Source organism: Rhizobium sp. AN5, assembly GCF_900215255.1.
GTDB lineage: Bacteria > Pseudomonadota > Alphaproteobacteria > Rhizobiales > Rhizobiaceae > Agrobacterium > Agrobacterium tumefaciens.
On record NZ_OCMJ01000003.1, the window covers coordinates 305220 to 322404 of the forward strand.

The 17185-nt window shown below is 59.1% G+C and carries 16 protein-coding genes; 8 read left to right on the top strand and 8 right to left on the bottom strand.

Going from position 1 to position 17185, the window contains the following annotated elements; all coding sequences use genetic code 11:
- Window positions 1–6 precede the first annotated feature (6 nt).
- A complete protein-coding gene (locus CRP02_RS27460; protein ID WP_154962722.1) occupies window positions 7–180 on the bottom strand; it encodes a hypothetical protein in 174 nt (57 codons plus the stop codon).
- Between CRP02_RS27460 and CRP02_RS04860 the strand changes: the two genes are divergently transcribed.
- The 3 genes from CRP02_RS04860 (at window position 167) to CRP02_RS04870 (ending at window position 2160) form a co-directional block, all read left to right on the top strand.
- The gene (locus tag CRP02_RS04860) at window positions 167–520 is read left to right on the top strand and encodes a DUF1304 domain-containing protein (protein ID WP_097170425.1); all 354 of its coding nucleotides are present in this window, start codon (window positions 167–169) and stop codon (window positions 518–520) included. The two genes, CRP02_RS27460 and CRP02_RS04860, sit on opposite strands and share 14 nt — an antisense overlap.
- A gap of 4 nt (window positions 521–524) precedes the next feature.
- On the top strand, window positions 525–1796 hold the full coding sequence (locus tag CRP02_RS04865) for a glycerate kinase (RefSeq protein WP_097170426.1): 1272 nt from the start codon (window positions 525–527) through the stop codon (window positions 1794–1796).
- Window positions 1797–1911: 115 nt separating this feature from the next.
- Window positions 1912–2160, top strand: coding sequence for a hypothetical protein (locus CRP02_RS04870; protein WP_097171247.1), 249 nt, complete (start codon window positions 1912–1914; stop codon window positions 2158–2160).
- 122 nt (window positions 2161–2282) lie between these two features.
- Here CRP02_RS04870 and CRP02_RS04875 read toward each other — a convergent pair whose 3' ends face one another.
- From CRP02_RS04875 to CRP02_RS04900, 6 genes are all read right to left on the bottom strand, one after another.
- Window positions 2283–3470 (bottom strand): Gfo/Idh/MocA family protein, encoded by a 1188-nt coding sequence (locus CRP02_RS04875; RefSeq protein ID WP_097170427.1) that lies wholly within the window; start codon window positions 3468–3470, stop codon window positions 2283–2285.
- Window positions 3471–3541: 71 nt separating this feature from the next.
- Window positions 3542–4594, bottom strand: a complete 1053-nt coding sequence (locus tag CRP02_RS04880; protein WP_097170428.1) for a sugar phosphate isomerase/epimerase family protein — start codon at window positions 4592–4594, stop codon at window positions 3542–3544.
- Between the two features lie 146 nt (window positions 4595–4740).
- Window positions 4741–5814: an ABC transporter ATP-binding protein gene (locus CRP02_RS04885; protein ID WP_097170429.1), complete on the bottom strand. Its 1074-nt coding sequence runs from the start codon at window positions 5812–5814 to the stop codon at window positions 4741–4743.
- Window positions 5815–5831: 17 nt separating this feature from the next.
- Window positions 5832–6680 carry a carbohydrate ABC transporter permease gene (locus CRP02_RS04890; RefSeq protein ID WP_097100195.1) on the bottom strand — a complete coding sequence of 283 codons (849 nt, stop codon included), beginning with the start codon at window positions 6678–6680 and terminating at the stop codon, window positions 5832–5834.
- Window positions 6673–7611: a carbohydrate ABC transporter permease gene (locus CRP02_RS04895; RefSeq protein ID WP_003510729.1), complete on the bottom strand. Its 939-nt coding sequence runs from the start codon at window positions 7609–7611 to the stop codon at window positions 6673–6675. Before CRP02_RS04895 ends, CRP02_RS04890 begins: the two co-directional genes overlap by 8 nt.
- 69 nt (window positions 7612–7680) lie before the next feature.
- On the bottom strand, window positions 7681–8982 hold the full coding sequence (locus CRP02_RS04900; RefSeq protein WP_097100194.1) for an ABC transporter substrate-binding protein: 1302 nt from the start codon (window positions 8980–8982) through the stop codon (window positions 7681–7683).
- 196 nt (window positions 8983–9178) lie between these two features.
- On the opposite strand from CRP02_RS04900, the gene CRP02_RS04905 reads away from it, so the two are divergent.
- From CRP02_RS04905 to CRP02_RS04915, 3 genes are read left to right on the top strand one after another with little or no spacing between them, the layout of a single operon-like run.
- On the top strand, window positions 9179–10378 hold the full coding sequence (locus CRP02_RS04905) for an ROK family transcriptional regulator (RefSeq protein WP_097170430.1): 1200 nt from the start codon (window positions 9179–9181) through the stop codon (window positions 10376–10378).
- A gap of 53 nt (window positions 10379–10431) precedes the next feature.
- On the top strand, window positions 10432–11532 hold the full coding sequence (locus CRP02_RS04910) for a Gfo/Idh/MocA family protein (RefSeq protein ID WP_097170431.1): 1101 nt from the start codon (window positions 10432–10434) through the stop codon (window positions 11530–11532).
- Window positions 11533–11549: 17 nt separating this feature from the next.
- On the top strand, window positions 11550–12191 hold the full coding sequence (locus CRP02_RS04915) for a ThuA domain-containing protein (RefSeq protein ID WP_003510737.1): 642 nt from the start codon (window positions 11550–11552) through the stop codon (window positions 12189–12191).
- Between the two features lie 46 nt (window positions 12192–12237).
- On the opposite strand, the gene CRP02_RS04920 is transcribed toward CRP02_RS04915, so the two are convergent.
- On the bottom strand, window positions 12238–13596 hold the full coding sequence (locus CRP02_RS04920; protein ID WP_097170432.1) for an amidase: 1359 nt from the start codon (window positions 13594–13596) through the stop codon (window positions 12238–12240).
- Window positions 13597–13942: 346 nt separating this feature from the next.
- Here CRP02_RS04920 and CRP02_RS04925 point away from each other — a divergent pair, with 346 nt between their 5' ends.
- The gene (locus CRP02_RS04925; RefSeq protein WP_097100191.1) at window positions 13943–16261 is read left to right on the top strand and encodes an EAL domain-containing protein; all 2319 of its coding nucleotides are present in this window, start codon (window positions 13943–13945) and stop codon (window positions 16259–16261) included.
- A 30-nt stretch (window positions 16262–16291) separates the two neighbouring features.
- A complete protein-coding gene (locus CRP02_RS04930; protein ID WP_097170433.1) occupies window positions 16292–17185 on the top strand; it encodes an amino acid ABC transporter substrate-binding protein in 894 nt (297 codons plus the stop codon).

A 17185-nucleotide genomic window follows, 5' to 3' on the forward strand; every position in this document is an offset into this window, starting at 1 on the left:
AAAGAGTCAAGCAATGCCGTGCGGCTCTTCAACAGGTTTGCGCGGGAAGAGAGGGATTATGGCCTTGCGGCCATGTGTACCACCGTTAAAACGGATTATCCGGTCGGCCTCTCTCTTTTTGCGGATAATTGACGCGCCGGACATCAGGGTTTGGAGGAAACCGCCGATGATCGCCAGCATTCTGATTGCCGTGGTTGCGGCCATCCATGTTTACATCACCATTCTGGAAATGCTGCTGTGGGAAACGCCGGCCGGCCGCAAGGCCTTCGGCCTCTCTGCGGATTTTGCGCGACAGACGAAGGTGCTTGCCGCCAATCAGGGGCTTTACAATGGTTTTCTGGCAGCCGGATTGATCTATGGGCTCACGCAGGGCGATGAAGGACTGAGTTTCAAGGTCTTCTTCCTCACCTGCGTCCTGGTAGCCGGCATTTTCGGCGCCATTACCGCCAATATGAAAATCCTGTTCATTCAGGCTTTGCCGGCATTGTTTGCGCTCGGCTTCCTCTGGATCGGAGTATGAACCTATGACCGCATGGAACGATCTCCGCGCAAAAGACGCCCTCAACCGCATATTTATGGCGGCAGTGGCGAGTGCCGATCCCGCGAAGGTGCTGCAACATCATCTTCCTTCCCCGCCCAAGGGCAGGTGCGTGGTGGTCGGCGCGGGCAAGGCCTCGGCTGCCATGGCCGCAGCGCTTGATAAGGCCTGGGCGGATGTGAACCTCTCCGGTATCGTCGTAACCCGTTACGGTCATGCCGTTCCGGCCGGGCGCATCGAAATCATCGAGGCCTCCCATCCCGTGCCCGACGACATGAGTGCTGAAGCGGCAAGACGCATTCTTGCCGCCGTTGAAGGGCTGACCGCAGACGACATGGTGATCGCGCTGATTTCCGGCGGCGGTTCGGCACTGATGGTCGCACCCGCCCAAGGCATGACGCTTGCGGACAAGATGGCCGTCAACCGCGCGCTTCTCGCCAGCGGCGCGACGATTTCCGAGATGAACGCCGTGCGCAAGCACCTCTCCCGCATCAAGGGCGGGCGACTGGCGCTGGCCGCCAAACCGGCCAGAGTGGTTTCGCTATTGATTTCAGACGTACCGGGCGACGATCCCTCCGAAATCGCTTCCGGCCCCACGGTTGCCGATCCGAGCGATATCAACAATGTGCGGGAAATCGTCTCCCGTTATACGCTCGATCTTCCCGAGAATGTGCGCAAAGTGCTGGAAAAGGGGGAAGAAACGCCGAAGGCAGGCGATATAGAAGAGGATATCAGGCTGATCGCGACACCCTCGCTCGCCCTACAGGCGGCGGCGGACGAGGCGGTGAAGCTTGGCCTTACGCCGCTCATCCTCGGGGATTCGCTGGAGGGCGAGTCAAAGGATGTCGGCGCGGTGATGGCGGGTATCGCCCTCTCCGCCAGCCGCAAGGGCCTGCCAGTCAAAGGCCCGGCCGTGCTGCTTTCCGGCGGTGAAACCACGGTGACGATCGGTAAAGGGTTGGTCGGCAAGGGCGGGCGCAACACGGAATTTCTGCTGAGCCTTGCGCTGACGCTGAAGGGCGCAGGCGGTATCTGGGCCATCGCCGGCGATAGCGACGGCATAGACGGCGTTGAGGATGCGGCAGGCGCACTGGTGACGCCGGATACGCTTGCGCGTATGCGCAATGCCGGTGCCGATCCGCGCCAGTCGCTGGTGGGACACGACAGCTACACCGCCTTCAAGGCGGTTGGCGACCTTGTCGTGACCGGCCCGACGCTGACGAATGTGAATGATATCAGGGCGATTTTGATCGGGTGAAAGCGGGAGAGCTCGAGCCTGTTATGGCCGTCCGGTGCGCATCGTTGAAGGTGGCTGTTTTGACTATACCGTCGGACAGGTATATTCTGGTGGCCTGTCTTTCGGAGCCTCAGCCATGCGTTTTGGAGTGCTCGTAATTGGTCTAGCCGTGGCGCTGATCCCCACCTTGGCGGATGCCCACAATTGCAAATGCCGAAATCGCGGTGTCATGTTCGAACTCGGCCAGACATCCTGCCTGAGGGTCGATGGCGGCTCCTATCTCGCGCGCTGGGAAATGAAACTCAACGTCTCGTCCTGGACGAGAATACAGGACGGTTGCCCCGTGACAGAACGGATGCAGCAGCAGATGACACGCGTAAATTGATCACGTCTTCAGGTGGGTCATAAGGGAAAGCGGGCAGAGATAAGCCGAGAGCTTGCCCCCTCATCCGGCCTTCTCCCCCCCCCCCGCGGGGAGAAGAAATACGCCGCGACGCCATGTCGATCTTACAGCTTCACCCAGCCGCCATTCTTCTTACCGGATTCGATGCAGGCGGTGACAAAAGCGACGCCTTTGACACCGTCATCGACGGTTGGATAGGTGACCGCCTTGTCGAGCTCCGAACCGGTGCGGCGGGCTTCGATGGCGTAGGCCGCTTCGGTATAGATGGTCGCGAAGGCTTCGAGATATCCTTCCGGATGGCCCGAGGGAATGCGCGTGACGCGCGCGGCCGCAGCACCGGCGCCAGCACCGCCGCGGGTGATGAGCTGTTTCGGCTCGCCGAGCTTCGTGAACCAGAGATAGTTCGGATCAGCCTGCGTCCACTCGATGCCTGCCTTGTCGCCGTAAACGCGGACCTTCAGCCCGTTTTCATGCCCGACAGCCACCTGGCTGCACCAAAGCAGGCCCTTGGCTGACTGCTTGCCGTCCTTTGGCTTGAAGCGCAGCATCACATGCGCATTGTCGTCCAGACGGCGACCCTCCACGAAGGTATGTACATCCGCTGCCAGTTCATCGGCTTCCAGACCGGAAATGAAGCAGCCGAGATTATAGGCATGGGTGCCGATATCCCCTGTGGAGCCGCCTACACCGGATTGCGCCGGATCGGTGCGCCAGACGGCCTGTTTCGCACCGGTCTGCTCCAACGGCTCAGCCAGCCAATCCTGCGGATATTCCATCTGCACCAGACGGATGTTCCCGAGCGCACCGGTTTCCACCAGTTCACGCGCATGCCGCACCATCGGATAACCGGTGTAATTATGGGTGAGGATGAACAGCGCGTCAGCCTTGTCCGCCACGTCCTTCAGCTTTTTGGCATCCTCCAGATTGGAGGTCAGCGGCTTGTCGCAGATGACATGGATGCCGCGTTCCAGAAACGCCTTCGCCGCAGGATAATGCACGTGGTTGGGCGTGACGATCGCTACCGCCTCGATACCATCCTCGCGAAGCGCTTCCTTCTCGGCCATTTCTTCGAATGACCCATAGCAACGTTCTGGATCAAGCCCGAGTTCGCGACCGGAGGCGAGGGATTTTTCCGGTGTCGAGGACAAGGCCCCGGCCACGAGATCGAAGCGGTTGTCGAGCCGCGCGGCCATGCGGTGAACGCCGCCGATAAATGCACCTGAACCGCCACCGACCATGCCCAGGCGAATCCGCGTGTTCGCCTTGTCGGTTGTCTTTCCTTCAATAGCCATAATGTCTCCTCGGCATTTTCTAAGCGCATTCCCACACGGAAAACGGCTTCACACTTTTCCTGGAAATGCTTTCAAAGCCCAAGCATGCGCCGGTTGGCCGCATCGTCGGTGCCAGCAGATGCGAAATCATCAAAGGCTTTTTCCGTGACGCGGATGATATGGTGCTTGACGAACTCGGCCCCTTCCCGGGCACCGTCTTCAGGATGTTTCAGCGCGCATTCCCATTCAACCACTGCCCATCCGTCGAAATCATTGGCAGCCATTTTCGAGAAGACCGCACCGAAATCCACCTGCCCGTCACCCAGCGAGCGGAAGCGACCCGCACGGTTGACCCAACCCTGATAACCGCCATAGACGCCCTGGCGGCCGGTCGGATTGAACTCAGCGTCCTTGACGTGGAACATCTTGATGCGGTCTTTGTAGATGTCGATATTGTCAAGATAATCAAGGCATTGCAGCACATAATGCGACGGGTCGTATAGCATGTTGGCGCGCTTGTGGTTCTTCACACGCTCCAGGAACATCTCGAAAGTCACGCCATCATGCAGATCTTCGCCGGGATGGATTTCGTAGCAGACATCCACGCCCTGCTCATCGGCGTAATCAAGGATCGGCGTCCAGCGTTTTGCCAGCTCGTCAAAGGCGGTTTCCACCAGACCGGCCGGGCGCTGCGGCCACGGATAGATGAAGGGCCAGGCAAGAGCGCCCGAAAAGGTGGCATGTGCGTTGATGCCGAGATTTCTCGAGGCTTTCAGGGCAAGCTTCACCTGCTCCACCGCCCATTGCTGGCGAGCCTTCGGATTGCCGCGCACTTCAGGTGCTGCAAAACCATCGAAGGCCTCGTCATAGGCGGGGTGAACGGCAACCAGCTGGCCCTGCAAATGGGTGGAAAGCTCGGTTACCTCGACGCCGTTCTGGCGGGCGACACCCGCAAATTCGTCGCAATAATCCTTGGATTCGGCGGCCTTTTTCAGATCGATCAACTGCCCGGCCCAGGTGGGAACCTGCACGCCGGCATAACCCTTTTCTGCTGCCCATTTGGTAATGCCGTCCCATGTATTGAAAGGCGCAGCATCACCGGCAAACTGACCGAGAAAAAGACCCGGTCCCTTGATCGTTTTCATAAAAATCTCCTCCTGTATCGATACAGTTCAGCGGTAAAACCGCTTTGGCTCCCAATTTGCCAAGCTAACCGCTCATAATTTTCAGACAAGCCCCAAATGCCGGGGAGCGAGAGAATTTCGCTATTTCACTAAAAAACGAAACACGTCTAAAGCGCCAGACCGCTTGCCCTGTCGAACACATGCACACGCTCGTGATGCACGGTGGCGGCAAAGGGGGTGTTGACCTTGACCAGTTGCTCGCCATCCACCACCGCCGTAACCTGATCGCCCGCCAGTTCGAAGACCACATGCGTCTGCGCGCCTGTCGGCTCGACCAACACCGTCCTGCCGGACAGCGAAATATCGCCGCCGACGGTCGAACCGATATGTTCCGGTCTCAACCCAATCGTCACCGGCTGACCGCGCTTGACATTTCTTGAGGCGGCAATGCGGATCGCCGTCCCGTCCTTCAGCCGGGCGGCAGGGTGATCGCCCTCACCGTCGACCACGCCTTCGATGAGGTTCATGGCCGGCGAGCCGATGAAGGCGGCAACGAAGAGATTGGCAGGTGTCTTGTAAAGTTCGAGCGGCGTGCCCTGCTGCTCGATACGGCCGTGATTGAGCACCACCACCCGGTCGGCCAGCGTCATTGCCTCGATCTGGTCATGGGTGACGTAGATGGAGGTCGTACCGACTTTCTGATGCAGAGCCTTGATTTCGCTACGCATCTGCACGCGCAGCTTGGCATCCAGATTGGACAGCGGCTCATCAAAAAGGAAGACGGCCGGGTTGCGCACCACGGCGCGGCCCATGGCGACGCGCTGGCGCTGGCCACCGGAAAGCTGCGAGGGCTTGCGGTCCAGAAGCTTGCCGAGATCGAGCATGCGGGCGGCTTCCGCCACGCGCTCATCGATGACGTTTTTCGGCTGCCCGGCAAGCTTCAGGTTGAAGCCCATGTTTTCGGCGACCGTCATATGCGGATAAAGCGCATAGGATTGGAATACCATGGCGATATTGCGCTCGCGCGGCGTCATGGAATTGACGACGGTGCCGCCAATGAGGATATCCCCATCGGTGATTTCCTCCAGCCCGGCGATCATGCGCAGCAGGGTAGATTTGCCGCAGCCCGAAGGCCCGACCAACGCAATGAATTCGCCATCGGTTATATCGAGCGAGATGCCGTGAATGACATCGAGCGAGGCATAGGACTTGCGGATATCCCTAAGTTCGACGGAAGCCATGTTTTGCTCCTTTCAAGTCACGATTTGACGGCACCGGCCGTCAGGCCCGCGATAATGTGTTTCTGTGCGAGGAAGAAGACGATGACGGTCGGCAGGATCGTCAGCGTGATGAAGGCGAGCACGAGCTGCCATTCCGTGCCGAATTCGCCGCGATAGACCATGATGCCGAGCGGCCAGGGATATTTCGATTCCGAGTTCAGCATGATCAGCGGCAGGATGTAGCTGTTCCAGCTGCCGACGAAGGAAACGATCCCAACCGTCGCCACGATGGGTCGCGAGAGCGGCATCGAAATGTGCCAGAAGAAGCGCAGATAGCCGCAACCATCCACGAAGGCGGCCTGAAACAATTCCTCCGGCAGATTGCGGAAGTAATTGCGAAACAGAAGTATGCTCATGCCGAGCCCGAAAGCCACCTGCGGCAGAACCACGCCCCAATAGGTATCGAGCAGACCGAGATCGCGGATGCGGATGAACAGCGGCAGGATGGCGGTCGCCGCCGGGAACATCAGTCCCAGCAGGAAATAATTCAGCAGGAAAGACGAGCCAAAGAACTTCACATGCGCAAAGGTGAAGGCGGCCATAGCCGAGACGGTCAGCGTCAAAAAGACCGTCAACAGCGCAATCACCAGCGAATTGAATATCTGCAGCCAGTAGCGCTTGCCAAAGAGGATATCGCCGTAATTGGCCCATTGCCACTCGGCGGGCACGCCGAACGGGTTGACGCGCAGATCCCCCAGCGTCTTGAAGCCGCCAAGCGCCGTCGTCAGAAGCGGGATGAGCACGATGGCAGCGATCAGGCTCAGCGATATATAAAGATAGAGCTTTGTTTGCAGCGGCATGCGGACGGAAGTGGATGGTTCAGTCATGGCGCATGAAAATCCTTTTGTAACCGAAGGCGAGCGTCACGCAGATGACGAAGAGAACGACACCCACCGCGCTGCCAAGCCCCACCTGCATGCGCATGACGCCGTAGGTGTAGAGAAAGGTGACCATGGTTTGCGTGGAGTTGGACGGACCGCCGCCGGTGAGCGGCATGATCATGTCGAACAGCTGTAGCGAGCCGATCACCGCGAAAAAGACGGACAGGCGCACCGTTGAGCCGAGCATTGGCAAGGTGACGTATCGAAACTTCTGCCAGCCGGAGGCGCCGTCGATTTCGGCAGCTTCCAGCACGTTCTTGTCGACGGATTGAAGGCCGGCGATGAACAACATCATGTGGAAACCGAAATACTTCCAGACGATGACGCCAAGCACGGCGTAGATCGCCACGTCCTTGTCGGCCAGCACGTAAGGATTGGCGAAGCCGAAGAAATTGGAGATGGCAGCGAAAAGGCCGTAATCGCCATCATAAACGAAGCGCCAGATCAGGCCGGCCGCGACATCCGCAAGGACATAGGGCAGGAAGAAAACCAGCCGAAAGGCAACGACGCCCGGAAGGCGGTGCGCCAGCATCATGGCAAGCCAGATCGCCAGCGGGATCTGGATCAGCACGGAAATCAGGATGATGAGGCCGTTATTGAGCAGAGCCTGCGAAAAGGCGGCATTGCCGAACAGGACCTGGAAATTCTTCAAACCCACGAAATCGGTCGGCGTGCCGTAACCGTTCCAGCGGTAAAGGCTGTACCATGCCGCCTCGCCCATTGGCAGGATGACGAACAGGGTAAAGAGCAGCAATGCGGGCGGCAGGAAGACCAGCAGGGTCAGCGCACGGTCATGCGCGACCGAGCTTTGCTTGCGCTTCGTCTTCGACGCGCCGCGCGCCGGTATGGACGCAGAAGTCATGGAAATATCCGTCATCTCTATCCGCTTTCATTCAGGCAGATACTGCGGCGCCGCGTCCCGCGCGGCGCCGTCATGGAACCGAAATCAGCGAAGCTCGAAAGCATCCTGAATTTGCTTGGCACCCTCTTCGGCGCTCATCTGGCCGGAAACGATTTCGACTGAGACATCGTTGACCACGCGGCCAACCGCAGCGCCCAGTGTCTGGTCGAAGAAGTTCTGGTGCCAGGTAGAGCTTGCAAGCTGCTTGGCCGAATCCGCCAGCAGCGGGTTCTTGACCGCTCCATCCGCACCCGTCGCAACCGGCAGGATCATGCCCGCAGCCGCCATCTTCTCTTCACTTTCCTTGCTGGTCAGGAAGGTCGCGAAATCGATCGCTTCCTTGGAAGCGTTTTTCGTGACTGCCCAACCATTCAGACCGCCCAGCGTGTCGGTGGCTTTGCCAGCACCACCTTCGACGGCGGGAAAGGCGAAGCGACCGATATTGTCTGCCGCAAGGCCTTTGCCGTCACCGGCATTCTTGCGCTGGTTGGCTTCAGTATTGTCAAAGCCGAGGATCATCGCGGCCTTGCCGTCACCGAAGACGCCGAGCGCCTGCGGCCAGGTGGAGCCGAGATAGCCGGGCTGGAAGGGTTCGAGCTTGCCGAACTCGGCAAGTTGCTCGCCCGCCTTGATGATGGAAGGATCCATGAAGCCTTCACCCTCGCCCTTGCGGGCGGCGTCGAACACGGTCTGCCCGCCATTGCGCATGACGAGATAGCTCCAGTAGAAATGGATCGGCCATTTTTCACCGCCGCCACCGGCAATCGGAACGATACCGGCTGCCTTGATTTTCTTGACGGTGGCGCCGAGATCGTCCCAGGTCTTGATGTCTTCCGCCTTCACGCCCGCCTTGGCAAACAGCTCCTTGTTATAAAAGAAACTGACGAGGCTGACCTTGTAGGGCACTGCCCAGACCTTGCCGTCGAAGGAGAGGCCGTCGATTGCCGCCGCATTATAGGCCTGCCGCAGCTTGCCGCCATCGGCATCGAAAACCTCGCTCAAATCCTTGAGTGCACCGGTTTTTGACTGTTCCTCAAGGACGCCGCCGCCCCAGCTGTAAAAGAAATCGGGAACGTCGTTGGATTGCAGCAACGTCGGCAATTTGGCCTTGAAGGCCTCGTTTTCCAGAAACTGCAGTTGCACATCCACGTCTGGATGTTTGGCCTCATAGTCCTTGGCAATCTCCTCCCAGACGGCCACGGCTTTGGGGTCCAGTTCCACATGCATCCATTTAACGACCGTTGCGGCCGAGGCGCTTGCGGCGCCGAGCATGAGAGCAATGCTTGTCGTTGTGGCAAAGCCTATCAGCCTGCCGCTCAGGCTTGCGCCTGCGTGCCTAATCGTCATGATCGTGATCCTCCCTCGGGGATTTCCTCATTTATTCCCCAATGCGGATTAATTCACCTTAGCACTCGCTCATTGTCAAGGCGCCATGCCGATTTTTTGAGCGAACGGCTTGACACACCCCTCCCTGACACCGTTATTTAATCCGCAATCCGACATAAATTGGTTTTCGAACCGGCATTGATCGCAGCAGGACCCCATGAAGACCGCAGACCCAGAACTGATGCGCGCGATCAACCGGCTAAGCGTGCTGGACAGCATCCGCCGCCATGGACCGATCTCCCGGGTGGAAATCAGCGAAAGAACGCAGCTTTCCACCACCACCGTATCGGCGATCACCGCATCGCTGCTCGATGACGGGCTTATCCTGACCCGCCATATCGGCGATATCCGCACCGAGGGCGCACGCGGCAGGCCGCGGGTCATGCTGGAGCTGAACCCGGATGCGGCCCGCGTGGTGGGCGCCAAGATTGCGGCAAGCCGCATGGTCTTCGTCGTCACCGATTTTTGCGGCAACGTGCTGTCCACCCTCGCCCTGCCGATCCGTGTAGACCGCCAGCCGATCGGCGTCATTGCCGATCTGGTGGAAGACGGGGTGCGGCGTTGCGTGGTCGATGCCGGACTGTCGCTGGAAGATGTGGACATGGTCTGCCTTGGCCTGCCAGGTGTCATCGAACATCGCACCGGCAGGATCCGCAGCAGCCCTATCCTGCGGGAAGTAAACGTCGATTTTGCCGAGGAAATGACCTCACGGCTGAATTCCCCCACCATCATCGAAAGCGACGCCCACGCCATCACGCTTGCCCATCACTGGTTCGGCCATGCGCGCGATCTGGAGGACATGGTGCTGATCTCGCTCGAGCAGACACTCGGGCTTGGCGTGATGCATCAGAACCAGCTGTTTCGTGGTGCAGGCGGCCTCAGCCACAATCTCGGCGACCTCGTGATCGGCCTTGCCAGTGAAGGAACTGTGCGGCTGGCGAGCCAGGCGGGCGAGAACGCCATTCTCGGTTCCCGCCCGGTGGACGGGCGTTTTGCAGAAGCTATCCGGCTTGGTCGCGGCATGCAGCATGCCCATGCGCTGATTGCGGCGGAAGACAACGATCTTATTGCGGCAGTCTTGCGCGCCGGTGCAGCACTTGGCCTGACGCTTGCCAATATCGTTACGCTGTTTGCGCCGCCACGGGTCATCATCACCGGATCCAGTCTCGAGCTCGGCGAGCCATTCATTGCCAGCATCCGTGACAGTTACAACGCCGCCGTGCCGCCATCGCTGGCAGGCGTCGCAGAGCTGGTTTTCGACGTTGCAAGCGACGAACTGTGGGCGCAGGGGGCGGCAGCCGTCGCACTTTACGAGCTTTACGAATCGCCATGGAACACAACAGGGCCGGCGCTCTAGCCGGCAGGGTTGAGAGTGGGCTTAGGCATTTCTGATTTACGGGAGGAAATCACATGAACAAGGTCGGTATCGGCATCATCGGCTGCGGCAACATTTCCAGCGCCTATCTCAAGGCGATGGCGTCGTTTCCCATTCTCGACATTCGCGGACTGGCGGATATGAACGAGGAGACAGCAAAAGCGCGGGCTGACGAGTTCGGCCTTCAGGCAAGAAGTATCGACGAACTTCTGTCTGACCCCTCCGTGGAAATCGTCGTCAACCTGACGATTCCCAAGGCGCATGTGGAGGTGGGCCTGCGCGCACTTGAGGCGGGAAAACATGCCTATTCGGAAAAGCCGCTCGGCATCAATTTCGCGGAGGGTAAACGGCTTGCGGACGCGGCAAAGGCAAAGGGCCTGCGCATCGGTTCGGCACCGGACACGTTCCTCGGCGGCGGGCACCAGACCGCGCGCCGCCTGATCGACGAAGGTGTGCTCGGCCAGCCGGTTGGCGGAACGGCTACCTTCATGTGCCCCGGCCATGAGCGCTGGCATCCCAACCCCGCCTTTTATTACGAAGTCGGCGGCGGGCCGATGCTGGATATGGGACCCTATTACATCACCGATCTCGTCAACCTGTTCGGCCCGGTCGCCAAGGTGGCAGGTTTCGCCATCGCGCCGCGCAACGAACGCCTCATCACCAGCGAACCTAAGAATGGCGAGAAAATCCCAGTCCATGTCGCCACCCATGTTTCCGGCGTGCTGGCATTCAAGAACGGCGCGGTGGTGCAGGTGGGCATGAGCTTCGATGTGGCGGGCCACAAACATGTACCGCTGGAAATCTACGGAACGGAAGGCACATTGATCGTGCCCGACCCCAATCATTTCGGCGGCGAGGTGCAATTGCTGAAAAAGGGCGGCCAGTTCGAGCCGCAGGCACTGTCGTCGCCCTATGCTGACGGCAACTACCGCTCGATCGGCGTGGCCGACATGGCCCATGCGATCCGCGAAAACCGCCCGCACCGCGCCAATGGCGATCTTGCCCTGCATGTACTGGAGGTCATGGAGGCCTTCCAGACGGCATCGGACAGCGGCACCACCGTTTCCATCACCACCGAGGTGGAGCGCCCTGCTCCCCTTGAAACTTCGCTGGTCGACGGCCAGCTCGGCAAATAATCCCGAGGAGGAAATAAATGCGCGAAGCACTCATCGTCTGGGGCGGCTGGAGCGGCCACGAGCCGCAGGAATGCGCCACCATCGTCAAGGATATTCTGGAAGAGGATGGTTTCAAGGTCTATGTCGAGCACAGTACGGAGGCTTTTGCAGATCCTTCCGTGCATGATCTGAGCCTCGTCGTGCCGATCGTGACAATGTCGAAGATCGAAAAGGAAGAGATCAAGAATCTGACGGCTGCTGTGGAAAACGGCGTCGGCATCGCCGGCTTTCACGGTGGTGCGGGCGACAGTTTCCGCGACTGCGTCGAGTACCAGTTCATGATCGGCGGCCAATGGGTCGCCCATCCCGGCAATATCATCGACTATCACGTCAACATCACCCGCCCCGACGACCCGTTGATGGAGGGGATTTCCGATTTCCCCTACACATCGGAGCAATACTACATGCATGTCGATCCCTCCAACGAGGTGCTGGCGACGACAAAATTCACCGGCGACCATGCCTGGTGGATCGACGGTGTAGTGATGCCGGTGGTCTGGAAGCGCAAATACGGCAAGGGCCGCGTCTTCTATTCGGCGCTCGGCCATCAGGCCAAGGAGTTTTCCGTGCCGCAGATGAAAACCATGTTCCGCCGCGGCGCCAACTGGGCGGCACGTTGAAGCGTGCATTGAGAGGCGGCCAAACAAGGCCGCCTTTTCCTTATCATCAACCCCGGATAATTTCTTCCGCAGCCATCGCCACACCCAGAACGTGGTCATCCGTGCCGTGCAGGCCTGATAGCAGCAGGCCAACGGGCATGCCCGCCTCGCCCGTGCCGCACGGAATGGAAACGCCGCAGAGATCGAAGAAGTTGCCGATCTGGGTGTTGCGCAGGGTCTTGGCATTCATGGCAAAGAAGGTCTCATCATTCTCCACAAGCGGTGCGACCTTGGCCGCGACATGAGGCAATGTCGGCGATATCAGCAGCTCATTCTTGCCAATCATGCTCGAAAAAGCCGCCGTCATGCGTTCGCGCGCCTCGATGATGGCGATGTAATCCGGCATGGAGATATTCGCGCCCAGTCTTGCTCGCGCAACCACGCGCGGGTCCATGCGAGCCGCATCAGCACCTTCCAGCCGCGCCTTGTGCAGGGCGAAGGCTTCCGCCGTTACCAGCGCACCTTTTTCCTTGATAAGATCGAATAATTGCGAAAAGACCGGGAATGCCTGCCGCCGTACAGACGCGCCAGCGCGGGAAAGCCGTTGCACCGCCTGCTCGAAAGCGACCGCGACGCCCTCCTCGATGCCATCGAAAAACACTGTTTCCGGCACGACGAGCGACAAGCAGGACAGAGGCGTGCGCGCCGCATCAACAGCCGCCTTGCCACGCATGGCGGCATCTACCCACACAGCGTCCTGCACAGTGCGAGTGAGCGGGCCGAGCGAATCGAGACTTTTAGCCAGCGGATAGACGCCGCGCATCGAGTAACGGCCGCGGCTCGCCTTGTACCCTACCACACCGTTGAAGGCGGCGGGAATGCGCACCGATCCGCCGGTATCCGTACCGATTGCCGCCGGCACCAGACCGGCCGCAACCGCGACACCCGCGCCGGAAGAAGAGCCGCCCGGCAGCCGGTGGCCATCCGTGGAGGCGGGATTGCGCGGCGTTCCGTAATGCGGGTTGATGCCAAGGCCGGAAAACGCGAACTCGCTCATATTGGTGCGGCCGATGCAGACCATCCCGGCCTGCTTCAGCGCGCTCACCACATCCGCGTCACGGGACGCAGGCGCATCGTTCGAAAGCACCGTCGATCCAGCCGTGGTCACAGTGCCTTCGAGATCGAAAAGGTCCTTCCAGGCCACTGGAATGCCGTCGAGCACGCCGCAGGATCGACCCTCGCGAATGCGTTTTAAGGCACCTTCCGCCTCCGCCATGGCCCGCTCCGCCGTCAAGCCGACAAAGATCGCCCGGTCTTCCGATTTCCCGATAGCATCAAGCGTCTCTTCCGCCAAGGCGCGCGGATCAAGGTGGCCGCTCTGGATGAGAATGGAAAGTTGCGCGATGTTTTTGCCTTTGTGAGCCATGATATGTTCCCTGAAACCGGCATGTGACGCACAACATGCCGTTTATCGGCCGCTTGGCAAGGTCAATCGCGGTACCCTTACAACCATAAAGCCCGGTTGATGAGCGCGAAAAGAGGCCCCAATGCATCGGCGTATTCGGCGTCGATGTCCCATCGCAAGCCATCGAATATTTCAACCTGAGGTACATATTTTCGGCGCCTTATATAAGCGGCGACTATAAAAAGACGGATTAATTCTTAATCGCATCTAAACTTTGTTGAATTATTTAGCAGACACCATTGAAATACATGCCCTATAAAAATTCCATAAAACAATCATAACGCGACATCGCGGGGGAATATCGCGAATGGAAGAGACTGCCTATCGGGGGATAGATAGACAGACTGAAACCGGTGACACGCTTCGCTCAACGACGCAGCCGGTACCGGGCCGCTTTTCGCGGCGGCGTTCGCTCGCCAGCAAGATAACCCTGATATTTCTCGGCGGCGTGATCTTTTCCTACAGCATCGGGGCGCTCGTCGGCTGGTACATGTTCGTTGCCGCCGCCAGCGAGCAATGGCTCAACCAGGCCCGCGTCAATTCGCAGATTGCCAGCGCCACCCTGCGCAGCATCTATACCTATGTCAGCGTCACCGCCGACACGGACGGACAGGTGAACGGCATCTTGACCGACAAGCCGATTGGCGACGACGCATCCATTCTCGTTACCGGCTTTAATCCCAGCGACGTTCTCGCCCTCATCGGCGCGCAGACCAAGAATGCCGTCTGGCTTTTCCGCTACGATGAGGCCGATTCCGGATTCCGTCAAATCGCGGCGGCGTTCGACAACGCCACCGACGACGACGAAAAACCGATTGCCACCGATCCCATCTTCTCCAGAGATGCGGTCGCCGCGCGTTTTGCCACCGGCTTTGCGACGATTGGCGATTCCAGCCATTATATCGGCCTGTTGCCGATCATCAGCACGGAAACGAAAAAACCGATTGGCGCGGTCGCCGTCAGCATCGGCGGTTCGGACGCGCTTTATGGCGCGCAGCGCAAGCTCATCTACAATTCGCTCGTCGCCCTGATCGTGGTTCTGACCGTCACCGGCGTTCTCGTGACGCTGATTGCCAGGCATTTTCTGAAACCCGTTCCGGCGCTGGTGCAGGCGACACTCAGGATCGCCCGTGAGGAAACCGATGTCGTAACGCCGTTTCAGGATCGACGGGACGAGATCGGCGACATGGCCACCGCCATCGAAACCCTGCGGGAGGCCGTTCTGGAACGTGGACGGCTCAGGCAAATACGCGACATGGCGCAGCAACTGGAACATATGGCCCATCATGATGCCCTGACGGGGCTTCCCAACCGCGTGCTCTTGATGAAGACGCTGGAGAACCGTCTCGAACATCTTTCTACATCCGGCCAGCCGTTCAACGTCATGCTGCTCGATCTAGACCGCTTCAAGGCCGTTAACGATACGTTGGGACACGCGGCCGGCGACGCCCTGCTGGTGGCCGTGGCCTCGCGGATTTCCTCCGTGCTCGGTGAAAACGACATGGTGAGCAGGCTCGGCGGCGACGAATTTGCGATCATACAAGCGGTGACCGATAATTGTCGCGAGGATGCGGGCGCGCTGGCAAAGCGCGTGGTGCACGCGGTCTCGCGCAGCTTCAGCCTCGAAGGCAGCCATATAAGCGTCGATACCAGCATCGGCATCGCCTGCGCGCCCGATCACGGCAATTCCGCCACCCAGCTTCTGCAACATGCGGACCTTGGTCTCTATCGGGCGAAATCCATGGGATGCGGCTTCTTCGTCTTTTACGAGCCCGGCATGGACATGGCGGCGCAGCACAAGCACGCGCTCGAAATAGACATGAAATCCGCGCTCGAAAACCACGAATTCGAGCTGTATTACCAGCCCGTGGTCAATCTGGAGAGCGGCCGCATTGTCGCCTACGAGGCCCTTGCCAGATGGCGGCACAGCAAGCTTGGCATCATCACGCCGGATCGCTTCATCACGCTTGCCGAAGAAAACAATTTCATCAAACCTCTGGGCGAATGGGTTCTGGCGCAGGCCTGCATGGACGCCATGACCTGGCCCAGGGATATCCGGCTTGCCGTCAATCTTTCCGCCGTGCAGCTTTGCAATGACGATATTGTCCCGATCGTCGACAGCGCGCTGAAAGCCTCCGGCTTCCCGGCCGAGCGGCTCGAGCTTGAAGTGACGGAAACGGCAATGCTGGAGCGCGACAACAGCGCCAGGGCTTTAAAGCTGCTGAAGGAAATGGGCGTCCGCCTCGTGCTTGATGATTTCGGCACCGGTTATGCCGGGTTGAGCACGCTGACGCATGTTGCCTTCGACAAGATCAAGATCGACCGCGAATTCGTTTCCGGCCTGCCGGAAAATCCAATGTGCTCGGCCATCGTCAACACCATCATCGACATGGCAGAACAGATCGGCCTGAAAGTCACAGCCGAGGGCGTGGAAGACAAGAAACAGGTCGAGGCCCTCAAGCTTTCCGGATGCGACGAGGCGCAGGGCTATTATTTTGCCGAGCCGGCGCCGCTTGCCCGGATACTCAAGAACCGTGCCGTCATCGCCCAAACCGGAAACGACGAATATAGCGACGTCGGGCGACCGATGCAGGAAACCTATTACCCGCCACAAAAAGCGATTTGAGAACGCGGCTGACAGCCAAAAGGACATAAAATGCGCATTTCAGTATTTTGCCTTTTCCTCACATGCTTTATCCCCATAACTCCGGTGCAGGCCGCCGGCGAAGGCGATACGCTTCGGCAGATTGCCAAGACCGCGAAAATCCGCATCGGTTATCGTGAGGCCGAACCGCCGTTTTCCTATCAGCTGCCGGATGGAGAAGTGACCGGCTTCTCGACTGATCTTTGCCGCGCGATCAGCGAGGACATCCGCACGCAGCTGAAGCTGGACAAACTCGACATTGAATATGTAAAGGCCACGCCCGCAACCCGGTTCATTCTCGTCCGTAGCGGCAAGATCGATATTGAATGCGCGGCGACGACCAACAACAGCGAACGCCGGAAAATGGTGGATTTCTCCTATCCGAATTTCATGACCGCGACGCAATTTCTCTCCCGTAAACAGGACAATCTGAAGAGCCTTGCCGATCTGGCCGGACGCTCCGTCACATCCGCCTCCGGCACGGTCAACATCGAGCAACTGAATGCGGTGAACCGCGAAAAGAACCTCAATATCTCGGTGATGCCCACAAAAACCAATGAGGAAGCCTTCGAACTCGTCGTTGCCGGCAAGGCCTCTGCTTTCGTCATGGATGGCATATTGCTGGCGGCGCTGGCGGCAACATCGGAGAATCCCGACCTCTACGCGCTCTCGGACGAAACGCTGAGCGCACCCGAACCTTACGGCCTGGTGTTTCGGCGCAACGACCCGGCCTTTAAGGCGGCGGTCAACGAAAGCCTGCGGCAGATCTTCACCGGTCCCACCATTCATGGCCTTTACGAAAAATGGTTCACCAAACCCATTCCGCCCAATGGCATGAACCTGAACCTGCCGATGACCGCCTCCTTGAAAAAAGCCTATGACCATCCGAGCGAATACCGGGACTGA

Excerpts from the sequence above, each read along its gene's own strand:
- CRP02_RS04885 (WP_097170429.1), bottom strand. The coding sequence starts at position 5,814 with ATGGCTTCCGTCGAACTTAGGGATATCCGCAAGTCCTATGCCTCGCTC.
- CRP02_RS04925 (WP_097100191.1), top strand. The coding sequence starts at position 13,943 with ATGGAAGAGACTGCCTATCGGGGGATAGATAGACAGACTGAAACCGGT.
- CRP02_RS04880 (WP_097170428.1), bottom strand. The coding sequence starts at position 4,594 with ATGAAAACGATCAAGGGACCGGGTCTTTTTCTCGGTCAGTTTGCCGGT.
- CRP02_RS04875 (WP_097170427.1), bottom strand. The coding sequence starts at position 3,470 with ATGGCTATTGAAGGAAAGACAACCGACAAGGCGAACACGCGGATTCGC.
- CRP02_RS04900 (WP_097100194.1), bottom strand. The coding sequence starts at position 8,982 with ATGACGATTAGGCACGCAGGCGCAAGCCTGAGCGGCAGGCTGATAGGC.
- CRP02_RS04890 (WP_097100195.1), bottom strand. The coding sequence starts at position 6,680 with ATGACTGAACCATCCACTTCCGTCCGCATGCCGCTGCAAACAAAGCTC.
- CRP02_RS04860 (WP_097170425.1), top strand. The coding sequence starts at position 167 with ATGATCGCCAGCATTCTGATTGCCGTGGTTGCGGCCATCCATGTTTAC.
- CRP02_RS27460 (WP_154962722.1), bottom strand. The coding sequence starts at position 180 with ATGCTGGCGATCATCGGCGGTTTCCTCCAAACCCTGATGTCCGGCGCG.
- CRP02_RS04910 (WP_097170431.1), top strand. The coding sequence starts at position 10,432 with ATGAACAAGGTCGGTATCGGCATCATCGGCTGCGGCAACATTTCCAGC.
- CRP02_RS04915 (WP_003510737.1), top strand. The coding sequence starts at position 11,550 with ATGCGCGAAGCACTCATCGTCTGGGGCGGCTGGAGCGGCCACGAGCCG.
- CRP02_RS04920 (WP_097170432.1), bottom strand. The coding sequence starts at position 13,596 with ATGGCTCACAAAGGCAAAAACATCGCGCAACTTTCCATTCTCATCCAG.
- CRP02_RS04865 (WP_097170426.1), top strand. The coding sequence starts at position 525 with ATGACCGCATGGAACGATCTCCGCGCAAAAGACGCCCTCAACCGCATA.
- CRP02_RS04930 (WP_097170433.1), top strand. The coding sequence starts at position 16,292 with ATGCGCATTTCAGTATTTTGCCTTTTCCTCACATGCTTTATCCCCATA.
- CRP02_RS04895 (WP_003510729.1), bottom strand. The coding sequence starts at position 7,611 with ATGACGGATATTTCCATGACTTCTGCGTCCATACCGGCGCGCGGCGCG.
- CRP02_RS04905 (WP_097170430.1), top strand. The coding sequence starts at position 9,179 with ATGAAGACCGCAGACCCAGAACTGATGCGCGCGATCAACCGGCTAAGC.
- CRP02_RS04870 (WP_097171247.1), top strand. The coding sequence starts at position 1,912 with ATGCGTTTTGGAGTGCTCGTAATTGGTCTAGCCGTGGCGCTGATCCCC.